Annotated in this window: 9 protein-coding genes; 3 read left to right on the forward strand and 6 right to left on the reverse strand. The window is 59.7% G+C overall.

All coding sequences use genetic code 11. The features are described from left to right. Window positions 1–165: 165 nt before the first annotated feature. Entirely contained in the window at window positions 166–1,257 is a 1,092-nt protein-coding gene (locus tag AC4PS7_RS20590; protein WP_010213414.1) for a calcium:cation antiporter, read from the forward strand. On the opposite strand, the gene AC4PS7_RS20595 is transcribed toward AC4PS7_RS20590, so the two are convergent. From AC4PS7_RS20595 to AC4PS7_RS20620, 6 genes are all read right to left on the reverse strand, one after another. Then, complete coding sequence (locus tag AC4PS7_RS20595; protein ID WP_042570906.1) at window positions 1,258–2,613, reverse strand: 8-oxoguanine deaminase; 1,356 nt, start codon at window positions 2,611–2,613, stop codon at window positions 1,258–1,260. Window positions 2,614–2,797: 184 nt separating this feature from the next. After that, window positions 2,798–3,484: an SDR family oxidoreductase gene (locus tag AC4PS7_RS20600; protein ID WP_021493190.1), complete on the reverse strand. Its 687-nt coding sequence runs from the start codon at window positions 3,482–3,484 to the stop codon at window positions 2,798–2,800. A gap of 35 nt (window positions 3,485–3,519) precedes the next feature. Further along, a complete protein-coding gene (locus tag AC4PS7_RS20605) occupies window positions 3,520–4,101 on the reverse strand; it encodes an IMPACT family protein (protein ID WP_010213410.1) in 582 nt (193 codons plus the stop codon). A 12-nt stretch (window positions 4,102–4,113) separates the two neighbouring features. After that, window positions 4,114–4,773 carry a TetR/AcrR family transcriptional regulator gene (locus AC4PS7_RS20610; protein ID WP_010213409.1) on the reverse strand — a complete coding sequence of 220 codons (660 nt, stop codon included), beginning with the start codon at window positions 4,771–4,773 and terminating at the stop codon, window positions 4,114–4,116. Between the two features lie 87 nt (window positions 4,774–4,860). Further along, entirely contained in the window at window positions 4,861–6,255 is a 1,395-nt protein-coding gene (locus AC4PS7_RS20615) for a uracil-xanthine permease family protein (protein ID WP_031291395.1), read from the reverse strand. An 88-nt stretch (window positions 6,256–6,343) separates the two neighbouring features. Next, window positions 6,344–7,264: a LysR family transcriptional regulator gene (locus tag AC4PS7_RS20620; RefSeq protein ID WP_010213407.1), complete on the reverse strand. Its 921-nt coding sequence runs from the start codon at window positions 7,262–7,264 to the stop codon at window positions 6,344–6,346. A 125-nt stretch (window positions 7,265–7,389) separates the two neighbouring features. Here AC4PS7_RS20620 and aptA point away from each other — a divergent pair, with 125 nt between their 5' ends. Then, window positions 7,390–8,739, forward strand: a complete 1,350-nt coding sequence (gene aptA, locus AC4PS7_RS20625) for an omega-aminotransferase AptA (protein WP_010213406.1) — start codon at window positions 7,390–7,392, stop codon at window positions 8,737–8,739. 39 nt (window positions 8,740–8,778) lie between these two features. Next, window positions 8,779–10,275, forward strand: a complete 1,497-nt coding sequence (locus AC4PS7_RS20630) for a CoA-acylating methylmalonate-semialdehyde dehydrogenase (protein ID WP_010213404.1) — start codon at window positions 8,779–8,781, stop codon at window positions 10,273–10,275. Window positions 10,276–10,413: the final 138 nt, after the last annotated feature.

Below are 10,413 nucleotides of genomic sequence, written 5' to 3' on the forward strand. Positions count from 1 at the left end.
GCATTCTACAGCCCATGGCCGAAATAATCGGCAAAACCTGACCAGCAGGATCGTTTTCGTTGCATTCGCGCAAGGGCCACTTGAACTAAGGTGTAACGAAACGTTAGCGGCGTGACGCAGTCTGTACCCCATCAATGACTGATTTGCCGCACTAAAAGGCCCGGAATGCTCACATCCCTCAAGCAAGAAAAATTTATGCTGCTGGCGCTGATTGCTGCCATCGCCGCCTACCCGTTGGAGCACTGGATGCTTCACAGCGGGCAAATCACGGCGTTGCTGGCCGGCGTGGTGTTGATCGGCTTTATCGTGGTGGCGTCGATGCGCGTGGCCCACCATGCCGAGCAACTGGCGGAAAAAGTTGGTGACCCCTACGGCACCATGATCCTCACCCTCGCCGCCGTCCTGGTGGAAGTGGTGATCCTGGCGATCATGATGAGTAACGAGCCGTCGCCCACCCTGGTGCGTGACACCATTTATTCGGCGGTCATGCTCGATATCAACGGCATCCTCGGCCTGGCCGCGTTGATGGGGGGCATCAAACATGGCGAGCAGTCCTACAACGATGATTCGGCACGCACCTACAGTGTGATGATCCTTACCGCCATGGGCGTGTCGATGGTCGTTCCGGAATTCATCCCCGAGGCCGACTGGAAAATTTACTCGGCCTTCACCATTGGCGCGATGGTGGTGTTGTACACCCTGTTTCTGCGGATGCAGGTGGGGCCGCACAGTTATTTCTTCAGCTACAGCTACCCGGAAAAACGCCGCAAGAAACTGCCGGAAGAAGAGCAGGCGCCGCCGGTCAACCTGGCGTTTTCCATTGGCACTCTGGTGTTTGGGGTGATTGTGATCGGCGCACTGGCCGAGGTGATGTCCAAGACGCTGGATCTGGGGTTGGAAGGCACGGGGGCGCCGCCGGTGATTACGGCGATTGTGGTCGCGGCGATTTCAGCGGCGCCGGAGATCCTGACGGCGTTACGTGCCGCGTTGGCTAATCGCATGCAGTCGGTGGTGAATATTGCGTTGGGTGCTTCGCTGTCGACGGTGATCCTGACGGTGCCGGTGATGGAGGCGATGGCGCTCTACACCGGTCAGCCGTTCCAGATGGCAATGACCCCGGTACAGACCGTGATGGTGCTTATCACGTTGATTGTCAGTGCGATCAACCTCAACGATGGCGAAACCAACGCCATCGAAGGGATGACCCATTTTGTGCTGTTTGCGACCTTTATCATGTTGTCGCTGCTGGGGTTGTAATCAGCCGGCGATCAACTGGCGCGCGGCCTGGGTGTGATCGGCGATCAAGCCTTGCAGGTCCAGTCCTTCGACCTGACCGTCGATGACGCGCCATTTGCCTGCAATCATCACCCGGTCCGCACGGTCGGCGCCGCACAACAGCAGCGCCGAGATCGGATCGTGGCTGCCGGAGAAGCGCAGCTCATCGAGCTTGAACAGCGCCAGATCGGCCTGTTTTCCGACGGCCAATTCACCGATATCCGTACGGCCCAACAACTGCGCCGACCCTTTGGTTGCCCAGCCCAATACGCCTTCCGGGGTAATCTTTTCCGCGCCGTAGCGCAGGCGCTGGATGTACAAGGCCTGGCGGGCTTCAAGGATCATGTTCGACGCATCGTTGGAGGCTGAACCGTCCACGCCCAAGCCGATAGGCGCGCCCGCAGCGAGCAGATCCAGCGTAGGGCAGATGCCGGACGCCAGACGCATGTTCGAGCTTGGGCAATGGCAGATACCGGTGCCGGCGGCGCCCAGGCGCTCGATTTCATCCGGGTTGAAGTGAATGCCATGGGCCAGCCAGGTGCGCGGGCCGAGCCAGCCGACACTGTCGAGGTAGTCCACGGTGCGCAGGCCGAAGCGCTGCAGGCAGAAGTCTTCTTCGTCGAGGGTTTCCGCCAGGTGGGTGTGCAGGCGCACATCCAGGCGGTTGGCCAGCTCGGCGCTGGCTGCCATGATTTCCGGGGTGACGGAAAAAGGTGAGCAGGGTGCCAGGGCGATCTGGATCTGCGCGCCGTCACCACGCTCATGGTATTCGTGGATCAGGCGCTGGCTGTCTTCAAGGATGACTTGGCCTTGCTGCACGGTCTGTTGCGGTGGCAGGCCACCGTCGGCTTCACCCAAACTCATGGAACCGCGAGTGAGCATGGCGCGCATGCCCAGCTCGCGCACGCTTTCTACCTGTACGTCGATGGCATTTTCCAGGCCGTCGGGGAACAGGTAGTGGTGGTCTGCTGCCGTGGTGCAGCCCGAGAGCAGCAATTCGGCCAACGCAACTTTGCTGGCGAGGCCGAGTTTTTCCGGGGTGAGCCGCGCCCAAACCGGGTACAAGGTTTTCAACCAGGGAAACAATGGCTGATTGACCACCGGCGCCCAAGCGCGAGTCAGGGTTTGATAGAAGTGGTGGTGGGTGTTGATCAGCCCCGGCAGGACCACATGCTCACGCGCATCGAACACTTGGGCGCAGGGCTGTGCGGGCTCTTGGCCTTGGGCCAGCAGTTCGGTGATCACACCGTCTTGCAGCACCAGGCCGCCACGGGCGTCGAGGCCGTTGGCAGTGAAAATCGCGAGGGGGTTTTTTAACCAGATACGGGTCGCAGGCATTGGCCGGCTCCTCTGAATGATGGGTTCAGGTTTGCCAGCTCAGTGTTGCCCTGTCTGCTGATCCAGGGTCGCCGGTGAAGGCGAGGTGCAAAGTTTACTTGTAGTCCATGTTCGGGTCTATCTGTAGGAGCACGATGCCCTTGAGACCATCGCGGGCAAGACCGCTCCTACAGCGTACGGGCATTTACCAGGCGATGGTGTCGCCTTTGTAATCGATGAAGTGATGGCCGCCTTTGCCAGTGTAGGCGTTCACCTGTTCCACCAGGCCGCGTACGCTGGTGTCGACGTCGATGTGCGCGTTTTCGCCGCCCATGTCGGTCTTCACCCAGCCCGGGTGCAATGAGAGCACGGTCAACGTGTGATCGCCCAGTTGGGTGATGAAGCTGTTGGTCATGGAATTGAGTGCCGCTTTGCTGGCTTTGTACAAGGCGAGGTCAGAGCCGTCGGGGATGGTCACACTGCCCAGTACCGAACTCATGAAGGCCAGCACGCCCGTGTCCTTGCGGATTTGCCCGACAAAGCGCTGGGCCAGGTTGATCGGTGCTACGGCGTTGGTGAAGAACAGTTGGCCGACTTCTGCCAACGTGGCGTGGCCCGGCTCCTGATTGGCGGGGCCCTTGACGCCGGCGTTGACGAACAGCAGGTCGAAGGTGCGTTCTTTCAGGCGTTGGTTCAGGGCGATCACGGCTTGTTGATCGTCCATGTCGAGCTTCTCGATCTGTACCGGGCCCACGGCCTTCAGGGCGTCGGCCTTGCTTGGATCACGCACGGTGGCGGTCACGTCCCAGCCTTGCTGGAGCAGTTGCTTGACCAGGCCAAGGCCCAGCCCACGGGAGGCGCCGATGATCAATGCGGTTTTTGGCGTAGACATGAAAAGCTTCCTTTAAGAGTCGCGGTTCAGGGTGTTCAGCGTTGTAGCAGGATACGCCCACGGCTGAGGTCGGCGAGTTGAATCTGCAGGGTGTCAATATGTGCTTCGCCCAAGGCGAGCTGCAACTCGACGCCGTTGGCGGTGAAGGTTTCTTCAACCACCAGTCCACCGAGGTCAGCAACGCGCAGCTTCACCAGGTTCAGCTCGGCGAAACCGCAAGCGCAACTCAAAGGCACGCGGCTTATCAGTTCGATGCGTTCGGCCGTCTGCAGGCATTTATTGGCGCCACCGCCGTAGGCTCGGGCCAGACCGCCGGTGCCCAACTGGATGCCGCCGTACCAGCGAATCACCAGCACCGCGACCTGATCAAAGCCCTGTGCCTCGATGGCTGCCAGTATTGGCCGGCCAGCGGTGCCGCCGGGTTCGCCGTCGTCATGGCTGCGATATTGGTCGGCGAGCTTCCAGGCCCAGCAGTTGTGTGTGGCATTCAAGTCGCTGTGCTGCTCGAAAAACGCCTGTGCGTCCTGCGGGCTGGTGATGGGAGCCGCGAGGGTAATAAAGCGGCTTTTGCGTATTTCTTCGCGAAACTCGCAAAGGCCGGTGAGCGTGAAAGGCATAAGTCGCTTCGTCTACGGGGCCGGCTTGATGCCGCACCCCTTGAGAATGATGTGAATCAGGTTAGTGCCAGCGTCTTCCATATCCTGCTTGGTCAGCTTGGTGCGACCGGTGACGCGGCAGATCTGGGTGGCGAAATCGGCGTAGTGCTGGGTGCTGCCCCACAGCAGGAAGATCAGGTGCACCGGGTCGATCGGGTCCATCTTGCCTGCGTCGATCCAGGCCTGGAACACCGCCGCACGGCCACTGAACCAGGCACGGTAATCCTGGCTGAAATACTCGGTAAGGCATTCGCCACCGCTGATGATCTCCATCGCGAAAATCCGCGAGGCCTGGGGTTGGCGCCGCGAGAACTCCATCTTGGTGCGGATGTAGCGGGTGAGTGCTACGGCAGGGTCATCCTCGGCGGTCAGGGTGTTGAAGGTGCTGTCCCACAGTTCGAGGATGTTACTGAGCACCGCAATATACAGGCCCAGCTTGTTGGTGAAGTAGTAATGCAGGTTAGCCTTGGGCAGCCCGGCGCTGGCAGCAATGGTGTTCATGCTGGTGCCTTTGTAGCCATGGCGCGCGAACTCATCTTCAGCAGCCTGGAGTATCGCTTGTTCGTTCTTTTGCCGAATGCGGCTGGCGGGCTTACCGGCGTGATTGCTGTGGGCAGGAACTTCGAGGCTCATGGAGGTTTCCGTGCTGATCGATAGAGACGACGTGTGCACAGATAACCCACCCTCAAGCCTCAGACAAGTCCTGATGCAATAAAACCGTCAAAGCGGTTCCAGTGTGTCGCTTTCCGGTGTGTGGTTTTCGGCGGTCTCGGTTGTTCCGGCTTCGGGCAATAACAGGCACAACACAATGGCGGTCAGCCCGCCGCTGGTGATGGCGGAGTCGAACAGATTCTGTACCAGCGTCGGCATGAGGTGCAGCAGGTTCGGTTGGGCGGCGATACCCAGGCCAACGCCGAACGAAGTGGCGATGATCAGCATGCTGCGCCGGTCCAGGGGCGCCTGGGCGAGGATGCGCACGCCGGCGGCGGCCACGCTGCCGAACATCACCAGGGTGGCGCCGCCCAATACCGGCTTGGGGATTTGCTGCAGCACCGCGCCAATCATTGGAAACAAGCCGAGGCAAAACAACAGCGCGCCGATATATAAGCCGACGTAACGGCTGGCTACACCGGTCAGTTGGATCACGCCGTTGTTCTGCGCGAAGGTGGTATTGGGGAAGGCGCTGAAGGTGGCGGCGATCATGCAGCTCACGCCATCGCCGAGAACGCCACTTTTAAGCCGGCTTATATAAGAAGGGCCGCTGATGGGCTGGCGGGCGATCATGCAGTTGGCGGTGAGATCGCCGACGGTTTCGATGCTGCTGATCAGATAAATCAGCGCAATCGGCAGGAAAGCGCTCCAGTCGAAGTTGAAACCGAAGCGGAATGGGACCGGCAGGCTGATCAGGGGCAGGTCGGGGAGGGCTTGAGGCACGAGCTTGCCGCTGAACCAGGCTGCAAGACTGCCGAGGGCCAAGCCGATGATGATTGCCGAGAGGCGTACCCAAGGTGTGTTGCAGCGGTTGAGCAGAATGATCGTCAGTACGACGAACAGGCCCAATGCCAGATTGGTGGGGGCGCCGAAGTCGGGGGCGTTGAAACCGCCGCCGAGGTCAGTGATACCCACCTTGATCAAACTGATGCCGATCAGGGTGATGACAATCCCGGTAACCAAAGGCGTGATGACTCGGCGCAGCTGTCCGATAAAGCGGCTCAGCACGATCTGCACCACGGCGCCGAAAAAGCACACGCCGAAGATCATCGCCATGATGTCTTCCGGACTGCCACCGCGTTGCTTCACCAGGAATCCCGCCGACAGTACCGCGCCGAGAAACGCAAAGCTGGTGCCTTGCAAACAGATCATCCCGGCACCGATGCCAAATGGCCTACGCGCCTGGATGAAGGTACCTACACCGGAAACCATCAACGCCATGCTGACCAGATAGGGCAAATGATCGGCCAGGCCCAGGGTGGAACCGATGATCAGCGGCGGGGTGATGATGCCGACAAATGCGGCGAGTACATGTTGCAGTGCGGCGAGAAAGGCAGGGGCGGGTTTCGGGCGATCGTTGAGGCCGTAGATCAGGTCGCTGGGGCTGGTGGATTCTGGTGGCATGGTGGGCAAACTCGCGTCGGACGGTTCAAGGTCCTTGTGCTTCTGCAAAAAACTGTCCAACTGCTCAGCTTTTTGGCTTGGAGCCGAGTTAGCGGGTAGCCGCGAGACTTTCCAGAAAGCTTTCCAGCACCAAATGAGGGCGGCGTCCCTTGCGCGTGACCGATGCGAGGCTTAAATCGTAAAAACGTGTAGCGGGTTTCAGCGCTCGCAGGCGGCCTTGTTGCACCCACAGGCTGGCGTAGTGGTCGGGCAGGTAGCCGATGTAGCGGCCGGTGAGAATCAGGAACGCCATGCCTTCACGGTCGGAAGCGCTGGCGGTGCAGTTGAGCGCCTGGTAGTGGGCCTGGATCTCGGCAGGCAGGCGGAAGGTCGGGGCGATGGCGTCCTGGGCATCAACGCGGGCATCGTCCAGCTGTTTATTGTCGGCATAGAACAGCGGGTGGCCAACGGCGCAGTAGAGCAATGAGCGTTCGCTGTACAGCGGCTGGTATTCCAACCCCGATAGGGCGCTGGCCTGGGGCACGACCCCCACATGTAGGCGTCCATCGAGTACGCCTTGTTCGACTTCGTTGGGGGCGATCATGCGAATTTGGATCTGCACATCCGGGCCGCGCTCCTTCAGCTGTGCAAGTGCGTGGGTGATGCGCATGTGGGGCAGGGTGACGAGGTTGTCGGTGAGGCCGATGATCAACTCGCCGCGCAAATGCTGGTGCAGGCCGTTGACCTCGGTGCGAAAGCTTTCCAGGGCACTCAATAGTTGCAGCGCCGACTGATAGACCTCGCGGCCTTCTTCGGTCAGGGAGAATCCGGCGCGCCCGCGCTGGCACAGGCGTAATCCCAGGCGTTGTTCCAGGTCGCTCATCTGCTGGCTGATGGCCGAGCGCCCGATGCCGAGCACAGTCTCCGCCGCCGAGAAGCCTCCGCACTCCACCACACTGCGAAAGATGCGCAGCAGGCGAATATCGAAGTCGCTGACTTGGGCCAGCGGATCGGGTCGACGGATGCTCATAGTTTAGTAGAGGCCTGACTGAAGGTTAGAAAAGTTGGATTTCACCGACTTTATCCCCGTGGCAACTTAGCTGCAAGAACGCTTTTCAATCCCGACGCTGCCTTTTGCCTTGCGAGGTTTTGCTGATGAACATGCCCGAAAACGCCCCTTCGTCCCTGGCCAGCCAATTGAAGCTGGACGCGCACTGGATGCCGTACACCGCCAACCGTAACTTCCAGCGTGACCCGCGCCTGATCGTGGCGGCCGAAGGTAGCTGGTTGACTGATGACAAGGGTCGCAAAGTGTACGACTCGTTGTCGGGCCTGTGGACCTGCGGCGCCGGGCATACCCGCAAGGAAATCCAGGAAGCGGTGGCCAAACAATTGGGCACGCTGGACTACTCGCCGGGCTTTCAATACGGTCATCCATTGTCCTTCCAATTGGCGGAAAAGATCACCGACCTGACCCCTGGCAATCTGAACCATGTGTTCTTCACTGACTCCGGCTCCGAGTGCGCCGATACGGCGGTGAAGATGGTGCGTGCTTACTGGCGTCTAAAAGGTCAGGCCACCAAGACCAAGATGATTGGCCGTGCCCGGGGTTATCACGGAGTGAACATCGCCGGTACCAGCCTGGGCGGCGTCAACGGCAACCGTAAGATGTTTGGTCAGGCGATGATGGATGTTGACCATCTGCCGCATACCTTGTTGGCGAGCAATGCATTCTCCCGTGGCATGCCGGAGCAGGGCGGTATTGCGCTGGCCGATGAACTGCTCAAGTTGATCGAGCTGCATGACGCGTCGAACATCGCCGCCGTGTTTGTTGAGCCGATGGCCGGTTCGGCCGGCGTGTTGGTGCCTCCACAGGGTTACCTCAAGCGTCTGCGTGAGATCTGCGATCAGCACAACATCCTGTTGGTGTTCGACGAAGTGATCACCGGTTTCGGTCGTACTGGCTCGATGTTCGGTGCCGACAGTTTCGGCGTGACCCCGGACCTGATGTGCATCGCCAAGCAAGTCACCAACGGCGCGATCCCGATGGGCGCGGTGATTGCCAGCAGCGAGATCTATCAGACGTTCATGAACCAGCCGACGCCTGAGTACGCGGTGGAATTCCCCCACGGCTACACCTACTCGGCGCATCCGGTCGCTTGCGCGGCCGGGCTGGCGGCATTGGACCTGCTGCAGAAGGAAAACCTGGTGCAGAGCGTAGCCGAAGTCGCACCGCACTTTGAAAATGCGCTGCACGGCCTGAAGGGCAGCAAGAACGTCATTGATATCCGTAACTACGGCCTGGCCGGCGCGATCCAGATTGCTCCGCGTGACGGCGATGCGATCGTGCGTCCATTCGAGGCCGGCATGGCCTTGTGGAAAGCCGGGTTCTACGTGCGTTTTGGTGGCGACACCCTGCAGTTCGGCCCAACCTTCAACAGCAAGCCGCAGGACCTGGATCGCCTTTTCGATGCGGTCGGCGAAGTGCTGAACAAGATCGACTGATTTCTCCTTCTATATAGAACAATTTTTCAGGAGCCCTGCATGAGCCTTATCCAGCATTTGATCAACGGTGAGTTGGTCAACGACAGCGGTCGCAGTGCCGACGTGTACAACCCGTCCACCGGCCAGGTGATCCACCAGGTGCCGTTGGCCAGCCGTGAAACCATCCAGCAGGCAATTGACTCGGCCAAGGCGGCGTTCCCTGCCTGGCGCAACACCCCTGCGGCCAAGCGTGCGCAGGTGATGTTTCGTTTCAAGCAATTGCTGGAGCAGAACGAAGCACGTATCTCGCAATTGATCAGCGAAGAGCATGGCAAGACCTTGGAAGATGCCGCCGGCGAATTGAAGCGCGGCATTGAAAACGTCGAGTACGCGTGCTCGGCGCCGGAGATTCTGAAGGGCGAGTACAGCCGTAACGTAGGACCGAACATCGATGCGTGGTCGGATTTCCAACCACTGGGTGTAGTTGCTGGTATTACGCCGTTCAACTTCCCTGCGATGGTGCCGCTGTGGATGTATCCGTTGGCGATCGTGTGCGGCAACTGTTTCATTCTGAAACCATCGGAACGTGATCCGAGTTCGACGTTGTTGATCGCACAACTGCTGCAGGAAGCCGGTCTGCCTAAAGGCGTATTGAGCGTGGTGCATGGCGACAAGGGCGCTGTGGATGCGCTGATTGAAGCACCGGAAGTGAAAGCGTTGAGTTTCGTGGGTTCGACGCCGATTGCCGAGTACATCTATTCCGAAGCGACCAAGCGCGGCAAACGCGTTCAGGCGCTGGGTGGTGCGAAGAACCATGCGGTGCTGATGCCGGATGCGGACCTGGATAACGCCGTCAGTGCCTTGATGGGGGCAGCATACGGTTCTTGCGGTGAGCGCTGCATGGCGATCTCGGTGGCCGTGTGCGTGGGCGACCAGGTGGCGGATGCGTTGATTGCCAAGCTGGTGCCGCAGGTCAAGGCGCTGAAGATCGGCGCGGGCACGTCCTGCGGCCTGGATATGGGGCCGCTGGTGACGGGGCAAGCACGTGACAAAGTCAGTGGCTATATAGATGACGGTGTGGCGGCGGGTGCTGAGTTGGTGGTTGATGGTCGTGGCTTGAGTGTCGCCGGACATGAGGAGGGTTTCTTCCTCGGCGGCAGCCTGTTTGACCGTGTGACGCCTGAGATGCGCATCTACAAGGAAGAGATCTTTGGCCCGGTGCTGTGCGTGGTCCGGGTGAATAGCCTGGAAGCGGCAATGCAACTGATCAACGATCACGAATATGGCAATGGCACCTGCATCTTTACTCGCGATGGTGAGGCCGCACGTTTGTTCTGTGACGAGATTGAAGTGGGCATGGTGGGCGTGAACGTTCCACTGCCGGTGCCGGTGGCGTATCACAGCTTTGGTGGCTGGAAGCGTTCGTTGTTTGGCGACCTGCATGCCTATGGGCCGGATGGGGTGCGTTTCTATACCCGTCGCAAAGCAATCACCCAGCGTTGGCCGCAACGTGCCAGTCATGAAGCGTCGCAGTTTGCTTTCCCTAGCTTGTCTTAATGCAAGTAGAAAGCCGGCCCCTCGGGGCCGGCTTTCGCATTTTTGGGGTTTTTTGACCGATATGACAGAAATATGAAAAAGGTGTTGACGGCAGATTCCAGACGTCTATAATTCGCCCCACTTCCGGCGCAGTCGAAA

The organism is Pseudomonas sp. DW-iso3, assembly GCF_058725305.1.

What these genes read in the sequence shown, in the direction of transcription:
- AC4PS7_RS20590 (WP_010213414.1), top strand. Translation starts at nt 166, where the DNA reads ATGCTCACATCCCTCAAGCAAGAAAAATTTATGCTGCTGGCGCTGATT.
- AC4PS7_RS20595 (WP_042570906.1), bottom strand. Translation starts at nt 2,613, where the DNA reads ATGCCTGCGACCCGTATCTGGTTAAAAAACCCCCTCGCGATTTTCACT.
- AC4PS7_RS20600 (WP_021493190.1), bottom strand. Translation starts at nt 3,484, where the DNA reads ATGTCTACGCCAAAAACCGCATTGATCATCGGCGCCTCCCGTGGGCTG.
- AC4PS7_RS20605 (WP_010213410.1), bottom strand. Translation starts at nt 4,101, where the DNA reads ATGCCTTTCACGCTCACCGGCCTTTGCGAGTTTCGCGAAGAAATACGC.
- AC4PS7_RS20610 (WP_010213409.1), bottom strand. Translation starts at nt 4,773, where the DNA reads ATGAGCCTCGAAGTTCCTGCCCACAGCAATCACGCCGGTAAGCCCGCC.
- AC4PS7_RS20615 (WP_031291395.1), bottom strand. Translation starts at nt 6,255, where the DNA reads ATGCCACCAGAATCCACCAGCCCCAGCGACCTGATCTACGGCCTCAAC.
- AC4PS7_RS20620 (WP_010213407.1), bottom strand. Translation starts at nt 7,264, where the DNA reads ATGAGCATCCGTCGACCCGATCCGCTGGCCCAAGTCAGCGACTTCGAT.
- aptA (WP_010213406.1), top strand. Translation starts at nt 7,390, where the DNA reads ATGAACATGCCCGAAAACGCCCCTTCGTCCCTGGCCAGCCAATTGAAG.
- AC4PS7_RS20630 (WP_010213404.1), top strand. Translation starts at nt 8,779, where the DNA reads ATGAGCCTTATCCAGCATTTGATCAACGGTGAGTTGGTCAACGACAGC.